This window comes from Streptomyces sp. NBC_01260 (genome assembly GCF_036226405.1).
Taxonomy (GTDB): domain Bacteria; phylum Actinomycetota; class Actinomycetes; order Streptomycetales; family Streptomycetaceae; genus Streptomyces; species Streptomyces laculatispora.
On the sequence record NZ_CP108464.1, the window covers coordinates 5,394,572 to 5,414,772 of the forward strand.

Consider the following 20,201-nt stretch of genomic DNA (forward strand, 5'->3'; position numbering starts at 1 on the left):
GAAGTGTAGCCGGCGTTCAGCACCTGCATTCCCGCATGTTGGAGAGCACTCCGCGCGTGATCAGACACGCAGCGCATCCGCGATGGCGTCGCCCAGGACCCTGCCGACCGGTGGTGGCGAGGCGTGCCCGATCTGGCGGTACCGGGCCGTCTTCCTTCCCGCGAACCGCCATTCGCTGGGAAACCCCTGCAGCAGCGCGGCCTGCTCGTCCGTGAGCTTGATCATGTCCGGGGAGCCGTCGAGCTCGGGGCCCGGGACCTCGTCGGCCAGCGCACCCCCATTGACCCCCATGCGGGCCCAAGCCTTCTTCGTCCCCGTGGGGCCCAGGTCGGCACCCCCGCGGTTATCCGAGCCGCCCACCAGCGTAGGCGCCACACTGATCGCCTGAGCCGCCCAGGCATCGGCGTCCCGCCACCCGCGGGCCGCCATCGAACGACGCAGCGCCTTGCCCACCGAGACGTACTCCGTGACCGTCGCCCCCGGCGGCCTGAACGAGTCGAAGTACCGCTCCTTGAGCGCCACGAGCACGCCCTGCTTCCGATCCTGCGGTACGCCGAAGTCAGCCGCGTTCAGTACGAACCAGCGCAACCGGTACCCGAGATGTTCCAGCTCTTTGCGGACGAAGTCGCGCAAGGGCTCGAACTCCGGGGAATCCACCAGTCCGGGCACGTTCTCGATGAGCAGGCCGCGCGGTTGGACGGAGTGAGCAAGGAGGACCGCCGCCTCCAGGAGGCGTTGTTCCTTCTCGGTCTCGGACCGGGCGGCGGTCGCACTCGACCTCACCCGGGGCAGGCCCGCCGACAGCAGGTCGACGTCGTAGGTCTCCGGGTACTCGTCGGGGACGAAGTCCAGCAGATCCATCTCCAGAACGTTCCACTCCGGACGGTTCATGCGCAGCGTCTCGCAGGCCACCGGTTTGTCGTCCAGCAGCAGTACAGGGCTGAAACCCGACTGCTCCAGGCCCAACGCCAGCCCGCCCGCTCCAGCGCACACGTCCACGAATCGCATTTCGTTCACAGGTCCCCACCCTCTTGTCGCGTCCGTCTCGCGGAACGCTCCCGGTCGACAGCCTTCGCCACCCGTTCGGCCACCCCGCCAGGGGCTTCGTGCTCCCAGAACCGCAGGACCGTCCATCCCTCAGCAACCAGATGCGCGGTCGTTTCCGCATCCCTCGCCATGTTGCGATCGAGCTTCTGCCGCCACCACTCAGCATTCGATCTGGGTCGCGTCGCGTGTTCGGGGCAGCCGTGCCAGAAACAGCCGTCGAGGAAAACCGCCACCTTGGCCCGGGTGAAGGCGATGTCGATCGTCCGCCGGGACATGTCCGGGACCCGCTCATTGACCCGATAGCGATAGCCGGAAGCGTGCAACAGCCTTCTGACCGCCACTTCGGGCGCCGTGTCGCGGCTCGCTTGGCGGCTCATCCGGGCGGAGACCCCGGGGGACGAAGGCTTGGCAGTGCTCATCACTGCACAGTTTCCTACGCTCCGGTCGGTTCCGGATCAATGATCGCGAAATCGCCCCCACCGAATCGATGGCGCGGAGCCACGGCAGGGCGCTCGGCAAGGCAGGAGCTGGCCGTCATCCGGCCACTCAACGCGGTGCGCAGGCTAGACACCGCCGCTGACACTGCCCCCGGCGCCCAACTCCCGTACGTACCCCACCCCCCGCATCCCGTTCAGCACCACCTCCTCGCCCGTCGCGACGAACCCCGTCCGCGTCAGGACCGCCCGGGACGCGGTGTTGGTGACAGTGGCCGCCGCGCGGAGCGTGGTCAGGGCGTACGTGGTCGTGCACAGGGTGAAGAGGCGGCGGACCGCCGCCGTGGCCAGGCCGCGGCCCGTCGCCTTCTCGGCCAGGCGGAAGCCCAGGTCCGCGGTGCCGTTCGCCGCGTCGACCAGGTTGAAGCGGCCCAGCACCTCGCCGTCCTCCGCCACCAGGAGGTGGAAGTGGCAGGTGCCGGCCGCCTGCTCGGTGAGCAGGGCCTCGTGGCGGGCGGCGAAGTGGGTGAAGTAGTCGTCGCCGCGGTCCGGTATCGAGGCCGCGAAGAACGCGCGGTTCTCCTGCTCGAACGCGAGGAGGGCCGGGGCGTGGTCGGCGCGCAGGCGCTGGAGTTCGGGCATGGCGGAACCGTACCCAGTCGGTTCGCGCCCCGGCATCCGATATCGGGGACGTGGTACGGGCGCAGGACCCGCCTCCTACAACGCGCCCCCGTGGCAGTCCCGGTACGGGCGTCCCGTGCCGCACCAGCAGGCCGCGCTCCTCGCCGGCGGCCACGGGACCGCGCGGCCGCGGGCCGCGAGGGTGGTGGCGTACTGGGGGAGCAGGTCCGGGTCGGCCGGGGAGGCGGCCTCGGAGGCGGCGAACGCCTCGTACGACGGGACCGTGCCCGTCACGATGCCGAGGTTCGGGGTGCCCGTCGCATGGAGGTCGCGCAGGGCCGTCTCCAGGCGGGCCAGGTGGTCCGGGTGGGAGGCGTACTCGCTGCCGAGGCCCGGGTACGCGGTGAGGAGCTCGTTCAGTTCGGCTTCCGGCCAGTGCAGCACCGCCACCGGGAAGGGGCGGGAGAGTGCGGTGCGGTAGGTGCCGAGTTCGGCGCGCAGGCGGGTGATCTCGGCGCGCAGCTCGCCCGGGTCCGAGGAGCCCAGGGCCCACAGGCGCTTCGGGTCGTGGAGTTCGTCCAGCGGGACGGCCGCCGTGTGGAGCGTGTCGGCCAGCTCGTCCCAGGCATCGTGCCGGACGCCCATCAGGCGGCGCACCCGGTGGCGGCCGGTCAGCAACGACTGGGTGGCGTACGGGACTTCCTCACCCGGTGCGATGAGCAGGGTGAGGGCCGTGGAGAAGTAGTCGTGGGCCGCCTCCAGCTCGTCGTGGGCCTCCAGGGTCTCCGCCGCGATCTCCCAGGGAGCCGCCTCCAGCGGGCCCGCCGCGCGGATGCCGTCGATGATCGCGCGGGCCTCGGCCTCGTGGCCGTACTCCCACAGGTTGGCGGCGTTGAGCGCCTTCACCAGGTGCGGGTGTTCGGTGCCGGGGTCGTTGAGCAGTTCGTCGTAGAGCGTCGTGGCGCGGGCGCGGTCGCCGGCGAGCTCCAGGTGGGCCGCGGCCTGGAGGAGCAGCGGCTCGTGGTCCTCGGGGTACTGCGCCGCGGTGCGCAGCAGGCGCTCGGCTTCGGTGGTGTGGTCGGCAGGCGTGTCGGGGCGCATGAACCACACCGTACTGCTGTACGGCCGCGGGACGGAGAGTTGTTCCAGCTCTGGAGAGTTACGGGGCTTGGCCCTATCGTGCGGGCCGTGCGGGAGCGGATACCTGTGGTGGTGCAGCGGAGCTCGCGAGGGCGGCTGGCCGCTGTGCGGGGGCTGTGGACGAGCGCCGAGGTGGTGGTGACCCTCGGCGTCGTTCTGCTGCTGCTCGTCGCCCATCAGCTGTGGTGGACCAACCGGCAGGCCCGCGCCGGCGCCGCGCACACCGTGCAGGCCCTCCAGCGGGACTGGGGAGCGCCGGCGCCCGAGCCGTCGGGAGGGGCCGCGGAGACGGAGCAGCCGGCGGACGACAGCCCCGCCGTGTCCACGGGGGACGGGAAGGGCAGCGGCAGGGGTGCGGCCCCGGCCGCCACCGCGCCCCGCCGGTCCCAGGCGTACGCCGTCATCCGGATCCCGCGCATCGGGCTCACCGCACCCGTCGCCCAGGGCATCAGCAGGAGCGGCGTCCTCGACAAGGGGTACGTCGGCCACTACCCCGGCACCGCGCAGCCCGGCGGTTTCGGGAACTTCGCGCTGGCCGCCCACCGCAACACCCACGGCGAACCGTTCCGCTACATCAACCGGCTGCGCCGCGGCGACCGGGTCACCGTCGAGACCCGGGACTCCGTCTACACGTACACCGTCGACAAGACCCTCGCCCAGACCGGTGCGGGCGACGGCGGGGTCGTGGCCGCCGTGCCGCGCAGCAATGTGAGGCCGTACGCCGGGTACCGGGCGGCCGGGTCCTATGTGACGTTGACGACGTGTACGCCCGAGTTCACTTCCCGTTACCGGCTGGTGGTGTGGGGAAAACTGACGGATGTGCGGGGGAGGTAGCGGGATGTGTGGGGGAGACGGAGGGATACCGGGAGGGGTACGGGACAGCCCTTAGGGTCGTCGACGTGCTCAGACGACGTCCGCAGTTGTTGTGGTTGCTGGTTCCCTACGTGCTGTACCTGGGGGCGCTGCCGCTGGTGAACCGGGTCCGTCCCCTGGTTCTCGGGCTGCCGTTCCTCTTCTTCTGGCTGCTCGGGGCGACGGTGCTGACCCCCGTCGCCGTCTGGCTGGCCCGGCGGGGGGACCGCCGGTGAACGCCGCCGTCGCGACCTCCGTCTTCGGGGTCTTCATGGTCGCCACCGTGGCCCTCGGACTGTTCGCCGTGCGCGGGCGGCGTGGGCGGGGCGGGGAAGAGGGCGGTGGGCTCGCCGAATGGTCGGTGGGCGGGCGCAGTCTGGGGACCGTCTTCATCTGGGTGCTGATGGCCGGGGAGGGCTACACCAGCTTCAGCTACCTCGGAGCCGCGGGCTGGGGCTACAACTACGGTGCGCCGGTGCTCTATGTGGTGGCGTACATGTCCTGCGGCTACGCCGTCGGCTACGTCGTCGGGCCCATGCTCTGGGCGTACGCGCGCAAGCACGACCTCGTCGGGATCACCGACATGGTGGCGCACCGCTTCGCACGGCCCTGGCTCGGGGCGCTCGTCGCCGTCCTCGCGACCGTCTTCCTGCTCCCGTACATCCAGCTCCAGATCACCGGCATGGGTGTGGTCGTCTCGACCATCTCCTACGGCGCCATCAGCCTGAACCGGGCCTACTTCATCGCCTTCGCCGTCACCACCGGCTTCGTCGTCGTCAGCGGGCTGCGCGGCAGCGCGTGGGTGTCCGTGCTGAAGGACGTGATGGTGATCGCCACGCTCGGCTTCCTCGCCGTCTACGTGCCGATGCACTACTTCGACGGCTACGGGCCCTTCCTCGACCGCCTCGTCACCGAGAAGAGCGAGTGGCTGACCTTCCCCGGGCACGGGAACAGCGGCCTCGGACAGGCCTGGTTCATCACCACCTCGTTCCTCAACTCCCTCACCGTCGTGATCTTCCCGACGACCGTCGCCGGCTATCTCGGCGCCAGGAACGCCGACGTGCTGCGGCGCAACGCGATGTGGCTGCCCGCCTACAACGTCCTGCTGTTCGTGCCGATGCTGCTCGGCATGGCGGCGCTGTTCGTCGTGCCGGGGCTGGTCGGCGCCGAGTCCAACCTGGCGCTCTTCAAGCTGGTCGTGGACTCGCTGCCGGCCTGGTCGGTCGGGGTCATCGGCGTCGCGGCCGCACTCTCGTCGATCGTGCCGATGGCCGTCTTCATGCTGGTCATCGGCACGATGTGGGGACGCAGCGTGCTCTCGCTCGTGCCGCGCTGGGAGCAGCGGCAAAAGGGCGCGGCCCAGGTGGTCGTCGTGATCGCGGGCAGCCTGGCCCTGCTGCTCACGTACACCGCGCCGAACACCCTCGTACGGCTCTCGCTGATCTCGTACGAGGGGATGGCGCAGCTGCTCCCCATGGTGCTGCTCGGGCTGATGTGGCGGCGGTTGACGCTGCTCGGGGCGATGAGCGGGCTGGTCGTCGGGGTGGGGGTGGTGTGCGGGTTCGTCTTCACGGAGAACGATCCGGTGTGGGGCGTGAACGCGGGCATCGTCGCGCTCGGCGCGAATCTGGCCGTCGCGCTGGCGGTGACGTACGCGGGGCCGCGCGAGCGCGACGAGCGGCCGGACGAGGACGTGCTGGCGCGGGACGAGATCGATGACGACGAGGAGGCGGGCGCCGCGGTGGCGGGGTGAGACCCGCTGGGACCGCGTACGTAACCGCGTACACAGGTGAGGCGGGTGCGGTCGTGCGTCGCGTGTGGTGGGCGCGTGGGGCTCAGCGGCGCTCCCGAAGCAGCAGGACCGTGACCGTCGCCAGCAGCGCCAGTCCCACCGACAGCAGCAGCGCGCCGTTCGCGCCGGTGCCGGTCGTGGCGATCGCGATCGTCACCGCCACACCCGCCGACGAGCCGATATGGCGGGCCGTGTTGTTCGCGCCGGAGCCCATCGCCGCCCGTTCCGGCTCCACCGACTCGACCGCCAGCCGGGGCAGCGCGGCGTTCAGCAGCCCGCTGCCGATGCCCGACACGACCAGGGCCGCGACCAGCCGCAGCCACACCCCCGGGCCCGGGTGCGCGGTGACCCTCGGGGTGCCGAGCAGGGACAGCACGTCCACCGCGTGCAGGGCGAAGCCCGCGGCCAGCTGGTGGCGGGGCGTGACCCGGCCCGTCGCCTGCGGCACGGAACTGGGGGCGTACGGCGAGTGCCCGGCCTGCGCCGTGCCCGTACCGCCCGAGGACATCGAGATGCGGCCCGGTGACGGGCTGGATCCGGACCCGGACAATCCGGTCTGCCGCGAACTGCTGCTGCCCCGTAGGCTCCTGCTGCCGATCGGAACCGATCGCGGAACCGATCGCGGAACCGATCGCGGAACCGATCGCGGAACCGATCGCACCTGAGGCCCTCCGGGGCCCGCCGATGCCTGCCCGGGCCCGTCGGGATGCGGCGAGGCGTGCCTGGGGTCACCGACGCCGATCGCGTACGAGGCCGGCTGACGCCGATCGTGTATAACGGTTAAAGGTTGAAGTGCCGCTTCACTGTGCGGCCGCAGGAGTGTGAAAGGGGGAGGACCCATGGGCGCAGGTGCCAAGAACCGCTTGCGCGGTGGCCTCGCCCGGCTGCTCCGTCCCGCCGGCCTGCTGCTCTTCTTCCTCACCGAGGTCCTGCTCGCCGAGGGCGGCAGCCTCTCCGCCGCGGTCGCGCTCGCCGCCACCGCTGCCGCCGGTACCGCACTCGTCGCCTGCTCGGTCATGAGCGCCCGCTGCGCCGTCCCGGTGCCCCGCACCCGGGTCCGTACCGCCATGCGCGACCGGGAGAAACGCACCGCGTTCCTGCCGCAACGCGACCCCGACGCCAAGGGGCGCAGGCGCCCCCGAGCCCCCGGCCGGGTCCTCCTGACGGCCGCGTAGGGCTCCCCTTTTCCCCTCCTTCGTCCAGGTGCGCACGCCGTGTGCGTGCGCGTGGGCGCCCCGCGCGGATCGTCATGCCGAAGTTGATCCACTTCCCGGCACGACGAGACCCCCGGAGGGCTCATCCATGTCCGCCTTCATGTCCGCTTTCGCCAGCCTGGTCGGCGCCTTCGCCGATCTGCTGCACCCGTTCTTCCAGTCGGCGTCCACCGCCGCCGCGATCGTGCTGTTCACCGCGCTCGTACGACTCGCCGTGCACCCCCTGTCGCGGGCCGCGGCGCGCGGGCAGAAGGCCCGCACCAAGCTCCAGCCGCAGATCGCCGAACTGCGCAAGAAGCACGGCAAGAACCCCGAGCGGATGCAGAAGGCGCTCATGGAGCTGCACAAGGAGGAGAAGGTCTCGCCGCTCTCCGGCTGCCTGCCCAGCCTGCTCCAGATGCCGGCCTTCTTCCTGCTCTACCACCTCTTCTCCAGCCAGAAGATCGGCAACGACCCCAACGAACTGCTCGGCCACCAGCTCTTCGGGGCGCCGCTCGGCGAACGCTGGCGTGATGCGCTCACGGACGGCGGGATGTTCGGGGCGCAGGGTGCCGTGTACCTGGGGCTGTTCGCCCTGGTCGCCGCGGTGGCCACCTTCAACTACCGGCGTACCAAGCGACAGATGGCCGCCAACCCCGTCACCCCGACCGCCGGTCCCGACGGACAGCCGGTCCCGGGCATGGGGGCGATGACGAAGCTGATGCCGCTGATGTCCTTCTTCACCCTGTTCACCGTGGCCTTCGTGCCGCTGGCCGCCGCGCTCTACGTCGTCACGAGCACCACCTGGACCGCTGTCGAACGGGCCTACCTGTACCGCGACATGCCGGCCGCGGGCGCCGCCATGGCCACGGCGGCGTAATCGCGGACGCGAGTGCGCCGGTCCAGTGTGTGAACAGGGTCTTGCGGAGTGATCGGATGTCTTGGAGGATCGGACAAGCCTGCGATGGCCGCAACCCATCCGACGGGCCCGATCTCGACCAAGGGGAGACAGACCGTTGAAGCTGCTTCGTGTGGGTACGGCAGGCGCGGAACGACCGGCGCTGCTGGATGAGGACGGAATCCTGCGTGACCTGGCGGGAGTCGTCACCGACATCGACAGTGCGCTGCTCGCCGACGAGGACGCGCTGGCCCGGGTCCGGGCCGCCGCGGCCGCGCCCGGTGAGCTGCCGGTGCTCGATGCCGAGGGGCTGCGGGTGGGTCCGCCGCTCGCCCGGATCGGCAAGATCGTGTGCATCGGGCTGAACTACCACGACCACGCCACGGAGACCGGCGCGCAGATCCCGGGCGAGCCGATCCTGTTCTTCAAGGCGCCGGACACCGTCGTCGGGCCCGAGGACACGGTGCTCGTGCCGCGCGGCAGCGAGAAGACCGACTGGGAGGTCGAGCTCGCGGTCGTCATCGGGCGCACCGCCCGGTACCTGGACTCCGCCGAGGAGGGGCTCGCGCACGTAGCCGGTTACGCGGTCGCGCACGATGTCTCCGAGCGCGAGTTCCAGATCGAGCGCGGCGGCACGTGGGACAAGGGCAAGAACTGCGAGACGTTCAACCCGCTCGGGCCGTGGCTGGTGACGGCCGACGAGGTGGCCGACCCGCAGGCGCTGCCGCTGAAGCTCTGGGTCAACGGTGAGCTGAAGCAGGACGGCACGACGGCCGAGCAGATCTTCCCGGTCGGTGAGGTGGTGCGCTACCTGAGCCACTTCATGACGCTGTACCCGGGCGACGTGATCAACACCGGGACGCCGGCGGGGGTGGCGATGGGGCAGCCCGAGCCGAAGCCGTACCTTCGGGCGGGCGATGTCGTGGAGCTGGAGATCGCGGGGCTGGGGCGGCAGCGGCAGGAGTTGAAGGGGGCGTAGGCGGGGTGGGCGGTCGGCCCGGGTGCGCCCGGGGGGCCGCTTCGCGGGTGCGCCCGGGGGGCCGCTTCGCCCTCAGTCGCCGGGCGGGCTGAAGCGATGCCCTCAATCGCCGGGCGGGCTGGAAGGCGTCCTCAATCGCCGGACGGGCTTGATTTTGCCTGGCTGGGCTTGATTCGCAGGGCCGGGGCTGATGCGGCCGGGCGGCCTGATGGGTCAGGGCTGGGCCTGATGGGCGGGGTTAGAGGTCGGAGGGGTGGGTGCTGTCGGTGGCAGGTGGCCCGCCCCTCCGGTGTGTCAGTCGCTGATCGCCGTCGCGAACTTCTCCAGAGCCTCGACCACCAGTGCGTGGTCCTCCGCCTGGGGCAGGCCCGAGACCGTGACCGAGCCGATGACGCCCGCGCCCTCGACCGAGATCGGGAACGAGCCGCCGTGCGCGGCGTACGTGCCGGGGTTCAGGCGCGAGGCGTCGTCGAACGTCGTCCCCTTGGCCCGGAACCGGGTTCCGACCAGGTACGAGCTCTCGCCGTAGCGCTCGACGACCTTGCGCTTGCGGTCGATCCAGGCGTCGTTGTCCGCGCTCGAACCCGGCAGCGCGGCGTGGAACAGCTGCTGCGCCCCGCGCCGGATGTCGATCGCGACCGGGGCGTGCCGCTCCCGGGCCAGGGAGACCAGCAGGCCGCCGAGCGCGTACGCGTCGTCGTAGCCGAAATGCGGCAGCGTCAGCCGGCGCTCCTGTGCGATCAGCTCGGAGATGGTCGGAGCGGTGGGGTTCATGCGGACTGCTCCTCATGGGCGTGAGCGGCGGCGTGAGCGGGCTCGGCCGCCGTGGTCAGGGTGACGGTGACGCCCTCGCGGGCCGAGCGGCGGGCGGCCTCCAGGACGTCCAGGGTCGCGGCGGCCTGGAGGGCGGTCACCGGATTCTCGCCCTTTCCGCGCAGCGCGTCGGTGACCGCCGCGTAGTACGCGGGGTAGTCGCCCGGTAGCGAACGGACCGGGGTGCCGCCGCCCGTGAGCGGGGACTCACCCGAGCCGAGCCGGCCCCACAGCTCCTCGGGCTCCTCGCCCCACGGCCCGTCCGCCGACGGGCGTACGCCCTCGCGCAGGGCGGCCTCCTGGGGGTCGAGGCCGTACTTCACATAGCCGGCGGTGGAGCCGAGCACCCGGAAACGCGGGCCGAGCTGGGCCGTCGTCGCGCTGACGTACAGATGCGAGCGGACCCCGCCCGCATGGGTGATCGCCAGGAAGGTGTCGTCGTCGGCCGCCGCACCCGGCCGGCGTACGTCCGACTCCGCGTACACCCGCACCGCCGGGCCGAACAGGACCAGCGCCTGGTCGACGACATGGCTGCCCAGGTCGAACAGCAGCCCGCCGATCTCCCGCGGGTCGCCCGACTCGCGCCAGCCGCCCTTCGGCTGCGGGCGCCACCGCTCGAAGCGGGACTCGAAGCGCTGCACCTCGCCCAGCTCGCCGTCCGCGATCAGCGAGCGCAGCGTGAGGAAGTCGTTGTCCCAGCGGCGGTTCTGGAAGACCGAGAGCAGCACCCCGTGCTCCTCGGCCAGGGCCGCCAGCTCCCGCGCCTCGGTGGCCGTACCGGCGATCGGCTTGTCCACGACCACCGGCAGACCGGCCTTGATCGCGGCGGCGGCGATCGGGACATGGGTCTTGTTCGGCGACGCGATCACGATCAGGTCGAGTTCGTCCGCCCGCTGCCACAGCTCCTGCGGCGAGGCGGCGAACCGGACGCCGGGGAACTCGGTGCGGGCCTGCTCCCGCCGGTCCTCGTTCGACGTGACGACCGTGTCCAGGACGAGGCCGTCGGTCGCGGCGATCAGCGGGGCATGGAAGACGGAGCCCGCCAGGCCGTAGCCGACGAGTCCGACGCGCAGGGGGGTCCCGGACGTTCCGGAGGTCTCGTGAGTCGCGTGGGCAGTCATGCGTTCCACTTTGGCAACGCTGTTGCCAAAGTGCAAGCGTCAGCGACAATGGGTCCGTGAACAGGAGTAACAGCGGCGCCAACCTGCCGACGCTGCGCAGCCACAACGGGGCGCTCGTGCTGGATCTGCTGCGGGTCGCGGGTGAGCGCGGGATCAGCCGGATCGAACTCGCCGAGCGGACGGGGCTCACCCCGCAGGCCGTCAGCAAGATCACCGCCCGGCTGCGGGCCGAGGGGCTGGCGGCCGAGGCGGGCCACCGCGCCTCCACGGGCGGCAAGCCCCGGACCGTGCTGCGGCTGGTGCCGGACGCCGGCCATGCGGTGGGGCTGCATCTGGACCGCGACGGGCTGACCGTGGTCCTCGTCGACCTCGCGGGCACGGTGGTCACGAGCCGGACGGCTCCGCTGGACTTCGGCGCCCCGGCCGACGAGGTGGTCGCGGCGGCGGCCGACGCGGTCGCCGCCGTGCGCGGCGACGGCTCGCGGCCGGTGCTCGGCGTGGGGGCCGCGGTACCGGGGCCGCTCGACCACCGGGGCGGAGTGCTGCACCGCGTCACCGGATTCCCGCAGTGGGACGGCTACCGGCTCGGGGACGCCCTCGCCGCGCGGACCGGGCTGCCCGTCGTCATCGACAAGGACACCGATGCCGCGGCCCTCGGGCTCGCCCTCCAGTCGGCGGGTCCGGGCGACTTCGCCTACCTCCACCTCGGGACCGGGCTCGGCGCGGGGCTGGTGCTCGGCGGGGTGCTGCACCGCGGGGCGCGTACCGGAGCCGGTGAATTCGGCCACCAGACCGTTCAGCTGGACGGGGTGCGGTGCGGCTGCGGCGGACGCGGCTGCATCGAGGCGCTCTGCCTGGCGGCCGTCGCCCGCGGCGATGTCGCCGAGGCCGCGCGGGTGCTCGGCACCGGCGCCGCCAACCTCGTCGGGCTGCTCGGCATCGACCGGGTGGTGCTGGGCGGACGTACCGTGGCCGCCGACCCCGACGCGTACGTCCGAGGAGTGCGCGCGGTGCTCGACGAGCGGGCCCGGCGCGAGGGCGCCGGCGGGGTGCCGGTGCCGGACGTCACCGCCGGGGGAGGCGACCGGCCGGTCGCCGAAGGGGCGGCGCAACTGGTCCTCGCCCCGCTGTTCGGCCGCGTCGGGGGCGGCGACCCGGAGCGGGACGGGGCGGAGCGGGACGGGGCGGAACGGGGCAGGTGACCAGGAGGCCGCCCGGCCGGGAGCCACCGGGGGCTGACCCCGGTCCTCGTCCGGCCGGCCTCGCCGCCCCGCCCCGCCCCGGCTCGGCTGATCGAGGGGTTCCCCGCCGCCGGCCGGGCGGCCTCGCGGCAAGTCTGCGCGGGGGCGCCCTGGTGTGCGTGGCAGCGTCGCGGGTTCATACCGGTGAACTCCGGGTCCGGGGCGAGCCGACCGTTTTCCGCGAGCAGCGAAGGCCGCAGCCATGCCCCCCACACCGCCCCCGCCCGCCACACCGCCGGAGCACCCCGCCCCACCGCCCCTGTCCGCGTCGGCCGGCCGGCCGGTGCACGGGCTCGTGCTCGGGCTGGCCGCCGCCAGTGTGGTTCCCGCCGTCGTGCTCGGCGGGGCTGCGAACGCGTCCCCCGCCCCGCAGCGCAATCCGGCCTCCACCCCGGCCGCCCCGCCGAACTCGGCACTGGCGGCGTCGCAGGCGTCCGCGCCGGTCGCCGTCACCGCCGACCAGCAGCCCGCCTGCGGTGATCCGGAGGCGGCCGAATTCCCGATCGACACCCGGATCCACGGCGGCCCCGACACCTACGCCTCCGGCGGCGGCTACGGCACCTGGTTCCTGGACCTGACCAACACCACCTCGCGGCCCTGCCGGTCCATCCACCCGGTCCTGGTCCTCACCGACGACGACCGCAAGCTGACCTCGGACCAGATCCAGCTGAAGTTCTCCGAGCGCGCGCACCCGGACGTGGAGCACCGCGTCACCTGGGAGACGACCGACCGGGACGAACACATCGGCGTCTTCGGCGGCGTCGGCGACGACGCCTTCGAGGGCTTCACCGTGCCCGCCGGCCGCACCGTCACCGTCCAGGTCCGGCTCGCGTTCACCTCCGACACCAGCCCCGGTCGGATCACCGCCAACGCCGCGATCGTCCAGCGCAAGCACCCGGGGGGCGGCGGGAGCGACAGCGCCGCGGCGCCGAAGGGCAGCGACGGGGAGTGGGTCGGCGAGTCCGAGGACTATCCGTTCACCGTCGTCGAGGACGGAGCGGGAGAGGGCATGGACAGCACCGGGACCAGCAAGGAGGAGGGCATGGCCGGCAACGGGACCGGCAAGGAGGAGGACGGCACCGGCGAGGTCGTCACGGGCCGCGAGACCGGTGGCACCGGCAGGGACGGCGACGCCACGGGCGAGAAGCCCGGCCGCCTCCCCGACGGGGCCCGGCCCAGCCCCCGCCCCAGCGGCACCACCACCCGCGCCCCGCGCCCCGTCGCTCCGGGCCGGGACCCCGCCGGGGTCCCGGAGCTGGCCAGGACCGGCATCCCCGTGCCGTTGCCGCGGCCCGGTCTCACCGTGGCCGGCTTCCTGATCGGCGGCGGAGCCATGGTGGTCTGGTCCCGCCGGACGGGCCGCGCCCGCCGCTGACTTCGAGCCGTTCGGGGCCGGGGCGTCCACCGGTGTTCATGTCCGTCTGCCACCATCGGGCCGTGGACTACCCGCACGACCAGGCACCTGGCGCACCGATCCGCTCCGGCATCCCGGAGCACGGCCGTATTCCCAAGTACTACGCCGTGAAGGCCCATGTCTCCGTCCTCGTCGAGGAGCTGGGCGAGGGCGGGATGCTGCCGCCGGAACGCGACCTCGCCCTGCGCTACGGGGTGTCGCGCGAGACCGTGCGCCAAGCGCTGCGCGAACTGCTCCTGGAGGGGCGGCTCGCCCGGCAGGGCCGGGGCACGGTGGTCGCGGGCCCCAAGCTGGAACAGCCGCTCTCCCTCGCGAGCTACACGGAGGGCGTACGCCGCCAGGGGCGCACCCCGGGCCGCCGGCTCATCGGACTGGAACGGTTCCCCTGCCCCGAGGCGCTCGCCGCCGAGATCGGGGCGGAGCGCGGGGAACCGGTCTGGCACCTGGAGCGGGTACTGCTCGCCGACGACGACCGGGTCGGCCTGGAGAGCACGTACGTCAGTGTCGCCCGGGTGCCGGACCTGGCGGAGAAGTTCGACCCCGACTCGTCGTTCTACGCCTATCTGCACGACCGGCTCGGCATCTCCTTCGGCGACGCGGACGAGCGGATCGAGACCGTGCTCGCCACCCCGCGTGAGGCGCTGCTCATCGGTACGCCGCCCGCGCTGCCCATGCTGCTGATCCACCGGGTCTCACGGGACGCGGGCGGGCAGCCGCTGGAGCGGGTACGGACCCTGTTCCGCGGCGACCGGTTCTCCTTCACCGCCCACCTGAGCGGACGCGGCTGACCCGGTAGGACGACCGGACGCCGGATCGACGCACGTTGATAACGGGAATGTAACGGGTCTAGGCCAAGTTTGGGGCCCAGTTCACCCTCCCGTTGCCGTACCGATCCGTACGGGTCACCCGTCCCGAGGAGCGTTGCCGTCGTGAGAGTCATCGTCGTAGGAGCCGGCGTGGTGGGAACCATGCACGCCTGGCACGCAGTGAACCGCGGCCACGAGGTCGTACAGATCGAGCGCGAGAGCGAGGCACGCGGGGCATCGCTCCGCAATTTCGGACAGATATGGGTCAGCGGCCGGGCCGGCGGCGAGGAGCTGGAGACCGCGCTCCGCGCCCGTGAGCTGTGGGAGTCCATCGGCGAGCGGGTACCGGACCTGGGCTTCAGGGCCTGCGGCTCGCTCACCCCGCTGCGCACCGAACGGGAGACCGCCGTCGCCGAGGCGGCAGTCGCCCGCCCCGACGCGGCGGCCCGCGGCTACCGGCTGCTCACCGCCGACGAGGCCCGCGCGGTCAACCCGGCGCTGCGCGGCGACTTCGGCGGGGCCCTGTGGTGCGAGCGGGACGCGGCCGTGGAGCCGCGCATCGCCCAGCTCGCCCTGAAGCGGGAGCTGCTGGCCTCCGGCCGGTACACCTACCTCGGGGGCCGCGAGGTGCGCGAAGTGGTCGGCGCCGCGTCCGTCCGCGACGACCACGGCGACGTGCACACCGGCGACGCCGTCGTCCTGGCCACCGGTGCCTGGCTCGGCGGCCTCGTCCGCGAACTGGCCGGACCGGACCTGCCGGTGCGGCGGGTCCGCCTCCAGATGATGCAGACCGACGCGCTCGGCGAGAAGCTCACCACCTCCGTCGCCGACGCCGACAGCTTCCGCTACTACCCCGCCTACCGCGGCGAGGCGCTCGACGCCCTCAACGCCGGACAGCCCCAGGCCCCCACCGCCGCGGAACACCGGATGCAGCTCCTGATGGTGCAGCGCCGCGACGGCGGACTGACCATCGGCGACACCCACGAGTACGAGCACCCCTTCTCCTTCGACACCGTCGAAGAGCCGTACGAGCACCTCACCGGCGTCGTCGAGTCCTTCCTCGGCCGCCCGCTGCCACGCATCCGCCACCGCTGGGCCGGCGTCTACGCCCAGTGCACCGACACCGGCCGCGTCGTCCACCGCCAGCAGGTACGGGACGGCGTCTGGCTGGTCACCGGACCGGGCGGACGCGGCATGACCTGCTCGCCCGCCATCGCCGAAACGACCGCCAACGAACTGGGCTGGTGAAGAAGTTGACCACGAACGACCCCCGCAACCTGATCGTCCTCGACATGGCCGGCACCACCGTCGCCGACGGCGGCCTCGTCGAGCAGGCCTTCGCCGCCGCGGCGGCACGCCTCGGTGTACGCCCCGGCTCCGCCGATCACGCCGAGAAGCTCGACTACGTGCGCGCCACCATGGGCGAGTCCAAGATCACCGTCTTCCGCCACCTCTTCGGCGAGGAATCCCTGGCCCAGCAGGCCAACGCCGCCTTCGAGGAGGCGTACGGGGAACTCGTCGACGCCGGCCGCATCGCGCCGGTCCCCGGCGCCCGTGAGGCCGTCGAGCGGCTCAGGGCCGAGGGCCGCACCGTGGTCCTGTCCACCGGGTTCGCCCGCACCACCCAGGACGCGATCCTCACCGCACTCGGCTGGCAGGACCTGGTCGAGCTGACCCTCTGCCCCGCCGACGCGGGCGGCCGCGGCCGCCCCTACCCGGACATGGTCCTCGCCGCGCTCCTGCGCACCGGCGCGGTGGACGACGTCCGCCGGATCGTCGTCGCGGGGGACACCTCGTACGACATGCTCAGCGGCGTACGCTCCGGGGCCGGGATCGTCGCGGGCGTCCTCACCGGCGCCCACGACAAGGACCGGCTCGTCCGCAGCGGCGCCACCCATGTGCTCGGCTCCGTCGCCGAACTGCCCGACCTGATCGCGCGGGCCGAGGCATGACGGGCGGGGCCGCGGCCGTCCGCAGCGGCATCAGGTTCGACCGGGTCAGCGTCGCGTACGGCGGGAACGTCGTCCTGGACGGGCTCGATCTCACCGTCGAACCCGGCGAGGTCATGGCCCTGCTCGGGCCCTCCGGATCGGGCAAGACGACCGCCCTGCGCGCCGTCGCCGGATTCGTCCGGCCCGCCTCCGGGCGGGTGTACATCGGCGACCGCGACGTCACCGCCCTGCCGCCGCACAAGCGCGGCATCGGCATGGTCGTCCAGAGCTACGCCCTCTTCCCGCACCTGCGGGTCCAGGACAACGTCGCCTTCGGCCTGAAGGCCCAGAAGGCCGACAGGGCCGAGATCCCGGGGCGGGTCGCCGAGGCACTCGAACTCGTCGGCATGGCCGCCTACGCCCGCCGCTACCCGCGCGAACTCTCCGGCGGCCAGCAGCAGCGCGTCGCCATCGCCCGCGCCCTCGCCATCCGCCCCGGCGTCCTGCTGCTCGACGAACCGCTCTCCGCGCTCGACGCCCAGCTGCGCTCCGGGATGCTCGCCGAACTGGCCCGGCTGCACCGGGAACTGCCCGACGTCTCCCTCCTGTACGTCACCCACGACCAGGTCGAGGCGCTGACCCTCGCCGACCGGATCGCCGTCATGGACCGGGCCCGGCTGCAGGACTGCGGCACCCCGCAGGAGCTGTACCGGCGCCCGCGCACGGAGTTCACCGCCTCGTTCGTCGGCAACGCCAACCTCCTCCCGGTCACCGTCGCCGAAGCCCCCGGCACGGTGGACTTCGCCGGGCACGCACTCGCCGTACCGACCGGCGAGGTGGCCGCAGGCGTCACCGCCACGCTCTGCGTCCGGCCGCATCTGGTCGGGCTCGGCGACGGTCCCAACGCACTGACCGGCACCATCGCCGAGGTCCAGTGGCGCGGCTCCACCCACCGGCTGTACGTCGAAGTCGACGGGCACCGGATCAAGGCCGACCTGCGCGAACTGCGGGAGACGCCCGCGCTGGGGGACAGGGCCACGCTGCACTTCGCGGCGCAGGACGCGGTGCTGCTGCCCGCGGGAGCGGGGGCGTCCCGTGGCTAGCGCCGTGACCGGGGATGTCCGGCCGGCCGCGTCCGGCAGCGGCACCGTCCTCGAACGCCGGGCGCGCCGGAAGGGTCCGGCCTGGGCGCTGCCCCCGGTGGCCGTGCTCGCGGTCGTCTTCCTCTACCCGCTGCTCCTCGTCGTCCAGCAGTCCTTCAGCCCCGACGAGGGCGGTACCTCCTTCACTCCGTACACCGAGGTCTTCGCCTCCGCCTCCTTCCGCTCGGCGCTCACCACCACCGTGTGGCTCGCGGCCGGTGCGACGGCCGGATGCCTCGTCCTCGGCTTCGTCCTCGCCATGGCCATCGCCTTCGTACCGTTCCCCGGCGGCAAGGCCGTCGCCCGGTTCGTCGACGTCTTCCTCTCCTTCCCGTCCTTCCTGATCACGCTCGCCCTGCTGTTCGTCTACGGCAACGCCGGTATGGCCAACGGGCTCTGGACCGGGGTCACCGGCGCGGCCGACGGGCCCTTCCACTTCCTCACCACGCCCTGGGGCGTACTCCTCGCCGAGATCACCTACTTCACCCCGTTCGTGATGCGCCCGCTGCTCGCCGCCTTCTCCCAGCTCGACACCGCCCAGCTGGAAGTGGCGTCCTCACTGGGCGCCGGGCCGGTCCGGATCGTGCGGCAGGTGATCCTCCCCGAGGCGCTCCCGGCGCTCGCGGCGGGCGGCAGCCTCGTCCTGGTGATGTGCCTCAACGAGTTCGGCATCGTGCTGTTCACCGGCGCGAAAGGGGTCACCACCCTGCCGATGCTCGTCTACAGCAAGGCGATCCTGGAGTCCGACTATCCGGCCGCCTGTGCCGTGGCCGTCGTCAACATCGTGATCTCCGTCGGCCTCTACAGCCTGTACCGGATGGTGAGCCGCCGTGCTGGTGCATAGCCGTACCGGGAAGTGGGCCACCTGGGCCGTCTTCCTCCTGCTCTTCGTCCCGCTGTTCGCGGTGCCGCTGCTGGTCATCCTCGCCGCCTCGTTCTCCACGAACTGGTCCGGTGCGCTCCCCTCCGGGCCGACCCTGAAGCACTACGACGCGGCCACCGCCGGCGACTCCCTCCAGGCGCTCACCACCAGCCTGGTCACCGCCGTCACCGCCGGCCTGCTGGCGCTGGTCATCGGCTCCTGGGCAGCGCTCGCCGCCGCCTCGCTGGGGCGACGCGGCAAACGCTTCCTCGACGCGCTGTTCATGCTGCCGGTCGCCGTGCCGTCCGTCGTCGTCGGGCTCGCCGTGCTCGTCGCCTTCAGCCAACCGCCGGTACTGCTCAACGGAACGCGCTGGATCGTGATCCTCGCGCACACCGTTCTTGTCACGGCGTTTGCCTATACGTCGGTTTCGGCCGCGACAGTACGTCTTGACCCGATGTACGAACAGGCTGCCGCCAGCCTCGGCGCCCGGCCCGCGTACATCCTGTGGCGCATCAGACTGCCGCTCCTGCTTCCGTCGCTCACCGCGGCCGCGGGGCTCTGCTTCGCCCTCTCCATGGGCGAGCTGAGCGCCACGATGATGCTCTACCCGCCGGACTGGACACCCCTTCCGGTGCAGATCTTCGCGGCCACCGACCGCGGCTCGCTCTTCACCGGAGCCGCCGTCGCCGTGGTCCTGATGGCGGCGACGCTGCTCGTGCTGTTCGGGGTCTCCCGCATCCGCACCAGGGCTTCCTACCGCTGACCACCTCGCCCGCCCCGCCTCCCGTTTCGACTCAGGCCGGCATCCGGCCGACTTCCAGGAGATACGAACCCCATGCACAAGAACCACCTCAGGCCCATGGCCGCCGGTGCCGTCGCGCTCGCCCTCGCCGCCTCCCTCTCCGCCTGCGGCGGCTCCTCGGCCGCCTCCGACGAGAAGGTCGTCACCGTCTACAGCGCCGACGGCCTCAAGGGCGAGAACGGCGACGGCTGGTACGACAAGGTCTTCAAGGACTTCGAGAAGAAGACCGGCATCAAGGTCGAGTACGTGGAGGGCGGCTCCGGCGAGATGGTGCAGCGCGCCGTCCGCGAGAAGACCAACACCCAGGCCGACGTACTGGTCACCCTCCCGCCGTTCATCCAGCAGGCCGACTCCAAGGGCCTCCTCCAGGCGTACGAACCGGCCGGCTCCGACCAGGTGGGGAGCGCCGACAAGGCGTCCGACGCCAAGTGGACCTCGGTCGTCAACAACTACTTCGGCTTCATCCACAACACGAAGGAGCTGAAGACCCCGCCCGCCACCTGGGAGGAACTGCTCGACGGGAAGTACAAGGAGAAGATCCAGTACTCCACCCCCGGGGTCGCCGGTGACGGCACGGCCGTGCTGATCAAGGCCATGCACGACTTCGGCGGCGAGGAGCCGGCGATGGCGTACCTGAAGAAGCTCCAGGCCAACAACGTCGGCCCGTCCGCCTCCACCGGCAAGCTCGCGCCCAAGGTCGACAAGGGTGAACTCCTCGCCGCCAACGGGGACGTCCAGATGAACTACGCGCAGTCCAAGGACATGCCGAACCTCGGCATCTGGTTCCCCGCGAAGGCCGGCTCCAAGCCCACCACCTTCGCGCTGCCGTACGCGGCCGGCCTGGTCACCAAGGCCCCGCACAGCGCCAACGGCAAGAAGCTGCTCGACTTCATGCTCGCCGAGCAGGCCCAGAAGGACGTCAGCGCGGTCGGCGGCGGCTTCCCGGCCCGCAAGGACATCGAGGCGACCGACGCCAACGCCCTCGCGCTGACGAAGCTGATGGACGGGGTCGAGGTCTTCGAGCCGGACTGGTCGGACATCGCGGCCCACCTCGACTCGTACGTGGACGCCTGGAAGTCGGCAACCGGCAGCTGACCGTTGCCGGACGAT

Annotated in this window: 21 protein-coding genes and 1 pseudogene; 15 read left to right on the forward strand and 7 right to left on the reverse strand. The window is 72.2% G+C overall.

Going from position 1 to position 20,201, the window contains the following annotated elements:
* Nucleotides 1–60: 60 nt before the first annotated feature.
* From OG322_RS23955 to OG322_RS23970, 4 genes are all read right to left on the reverse strand, one after another.
* A complete protein-coding gene (locus OG322_RS23955) occupies nt 61–1,008 on the reverse strand; it encodes a DNA cytosine methyltransferase (RefSeq protein WP_266413189.1) in 948 nt (315 codons plus the stop codon).
* 5 nt (nt 1,009–1,013) lie between these two features.
* Complete coding sequence (locus tag OG322_RS23960) at nt 1,014–1,466, reverse strand: very short patch repair endonuclease (RefSeq protein WP_266411932.1); 453 nt, start codon at nt 1,464–1,466, stop codon at nt 1,014–1,016.
* 144 nt (nt 1,467–1,610) lie between these two features.
* Complete coding sequence (locus tag OG322_RS23965; protein ID WP_329306902.1) at nt 1,611–2,123, reverse strand: GNAT family N-acetyltransferase; 513 nt, start codon at nt 2,121–2,123, stop codon at nt 1,611–1,613.
* A gap of 75 nt (nt 2,124–2,198) precedes the next feature.
* The gene (locus OG322_RS23970) at nt 2,199–3,203 is read right to left on the reverse strand and encodes an SEC-C domain-containing protein (RefSeq protein WP_123471543.1); all 1,005 of its coding nucleotides are present in this window, start codon (nt 3,201–3,203) and stop codon (nt 2,199–2,201) included.
* Between the two features lie 78 nt (nt 3,204–3,281).
* Here OG322_RS23970 and OG322_RS23975 point away from each other — a divergent pair, with 78 nt between their 5' ends.
* The 3 genes from OG322_RS23975 (at nt 3,282) to OG322_RS23985 (ending at nt 5,847) form a co-directional block, all read left to right on the forward strand.
* Nucleotides 3,282–4,076 carry a class E sortase gene (locus tag OG322_RS23975; RefSeq protein WP_123471313.1) on the forward strand — a complete coding sequence of 265 codons (795 nt, stop codon included), beginning with the start codon at nt 3,282–3,284 and terminating at the stop codon, nt 4,074–4,076.
* Between the two features lie 95 nt (nt 4,077–4,171).
* Nucleotides 4,172–4,330 (forward strand): DUF3311 domain-containing protein, encoded by a 159-nt coding sequence (locus OG322_RS23980; RefSeq protein WP_123471541.1) that lies wholly within the window; start codon nt 4,172–4,174, stop codon nt 4,328–4,330.
* Entirely contained in the window at nt 4,327–5,847 is a 1,521-nt protein-coding gene (locus OG322_RS23985) for a sodium:solute symporter family protein (RefSeq protein WP_124284102.1), read from the forward strand. The genes OG322_RS23980 and OG322_RS23985 overlap by 4 nt, the downstream gene beginning before the upstream one ends.
* Before the next feature lie 82 nt (nt 5,848–5,929).
* On the opposite strand, the pseudogene OG322_RS23990 reads toward OG322_RS23985, so the two are convergent.
* Nucleotides 5,930–6,319 (reverse strand): annotated as a pseudogene (locus OG322_RS23990) (MFS transporter); the annotation flags it as partial.
* A 406-nt stretch (nt 6,320–6,725) separates the two neighbouring features.
* On the opposite strand from OG322_RS23990, the gene OG322_RS24000 reads away from it, so the two are divergent.
* The 3 genes from OG322_RS24000 to OG322_RS24010 all read left to right on the forward strand — a co-directional run bounded on the left by OG322_RS24000 (nt 6,726) and on the right by OG322_RS24010 (nt 8,956).
* Nucleotides 6,726–7,061, forward strand: a complete 336-nt coding sequence (locus OG322_RS24000; RefSeq protein ID WP_123471310.1) for a DUF6412 domain-containing protein — start codon at nt 6,726–6,728, stop codon at nt 7,059–7,061.
* 127 nt (nt 7,062–7,188) lie between these two features.
* Entirely contained in the window at nt 7,189–7,959 is a 771-nt protein-coding gene (locus OG322_RS24005; protein WP_123471309.1) for a YidC/Oxa1 family membrane protein insertase, read from the forward strand.
* 136 nt (nt 7,960–8,095) lie between these two features.
* Nucleotides 8,096–8,956 (forward strand): fumarylacetoacetate hydrolase family protein, encoded by an 861-nt coding sequence (locus OG322_RS24010; protein WP_123471308.1) that lies wholly within the window; start codon nt 8,096–8,098, stop codon nt 8,954–8,956.
* 294 nt (nt 8,957–9,250) lie between these two features.
* On the opposite strand, the gene OG322_RS24015 is transcribed toward OG322_RS24010, so the two are convergent.
* Together OG322_RS24015 and OG322_RS24020 are read right to left on the reverse strand one after the other, a co-directional pair.
* Nucleotides 9,251–9,730, reverse strand: a complete 480-nt coding sequence (locus OG322_RS24015; RefSeq protein WP_123471307.1) for a heme-degrading domain-containing protein — start codon at nt 9,728–9,730, stop codon at nt 9,251–9,253.
* A complete protein-coding gene (locus OG322_RS24020; RefSeq protein ID WP_266411935.1) occupies nt 9,727–10,890 on the reverse strand; it encodes a Gfo/Idh/MocA family oxidoreductase in 1,164 nt (387 codons plus the stop codon). Before OG322_RS24020 ends, OG322_RS24015 begins: the two co-directional genes overlap by 4 nt.
* 56 nt (nt 10,891–10,946) lie before the next feature.
* Between OG322_RS24020 and OG322_RS24025 the strand changes: the two genes are divergently transcribed.
* From OG322_RS24025 to OG322_RS24065, 9 genes are all read left to right on the forward strand, one after another.
* Nucleotides 10,947–12,092, forward strand: a complete 1,146-nt coding sequence (locus OG322_RS24025; RefSeq protein ID WP_123471305.1) for an ROK family transcriptional regulator — start codon at nt 10,947–10,949, stop codon at nt 12,090–12,092.
* Between the two features lie 241 nt (nt 12,093–12,333).
* Nucleotides 12,334–13,506 carry a hypothetical protein gene (locus tag OG322_RS24030; protein ID WP_123471304.1) on the forward strand — a complete coding sequence of 391 codons (1,173 nt, stop codon included), beginning with the start codon at nt 12,334–12,336 and terminating at the stop codon, nt 13,504–13,506.
* A 62-nt stretch (nt 13,507–13,568) separates the two neighbouring features.
* On the forward strand, nt 13,569–14,333 hold the full coding sequence (locus OG322_RS24035) for a GntR family transcriptional regulator (protein ID WP_123471539.1): 765 nt from the start codon (nt 13,569–13,571) through the stop codon (nt 14,331–14,333).
* 141 nt (nt 14,334–14,474) lie between these two features.
* Entirely contained in the window at nt 14,475–15,599 is a 1,125-nt protein-coding gene (locus OG322_RS24040; RefSeq protein ID WP_124284100.1) for a TIGR03364 family FAD-dependent oxidoreductase, read from the forward strand.
* Nucleotides 15,596–16,303: a phosphonatase-like hydrolase gene (locus OG322_RS24045; protein ID WP_266411939.1), complete on the forward strand. Its 708-nt coding sequence runs from the start codon at nt 15,596–15,598 to the stop codon at nt 16,301–16,303. Before OG322_RS24040 ends, OG322_RS24045 begins: the two co-directional genes overlap by 4 nt.
* Nucleotides 16,300–17,385: an ABC transporter ATP-binding protein gene (locus OG322_RS24050; protein WP_123471302.1), complete on the forward strand. Its 1,086-nt coding sequence runs from the start codon at nt 16,300–16,302 to the stop codon at nt 17,383–17,385. The genes OG322_RS24045 and OG322_RS24050 overlap by 4 nt, the downstream gene beginning before the upstream one ends.
* On the forward strand, nt 17,378–18,268 hold the full coding sequence (locus OG322_RS24055; RefSeq protein ID WP_329306903.1) for a 2-aminoethylphosphonate ABC transporter permease subunit: 891 nt from the start codon (nt 17,378–17,380) through the stop codon (nt 18,266–18,268). Before OG322_RS24050 ends, OG322_RS24055 begins: the two co-directional genes overlap by 8 nt.
* The gene (locus tag OG322_RS24060) at nt 18,255–19,052 is read left to right on the forward strand and encodes an ABC transporter permease (RefSeq protein ID WP_123471300.1); all 798 of its coding nucleotides are present in this window, start codon (nt 18,255–18,257) and stop codon (nt 19,050–19,052) included. The genes OG322_RS24055 and OG322_RS24060 overlap by 14 nt, the downstream gene beginning before the upstream one ends.
* A gap of 72 nt (nt 19,053–19,124) precedes the next feature.
* Complete coding sequence (locus tag OG322_RS24065) at nt 19,125–20,186, forward strand: 2-aminoethylphosphonate ABC transporter substrate-binding protein (protein WP_123471299.1); 1,062 nt, start codon at nt 19,125–19,127, stop codon at nt 20,184–20,186.
* The last annotated feature ends 15 nt before the right edge of the window (nt 20,187–20,201 follow it).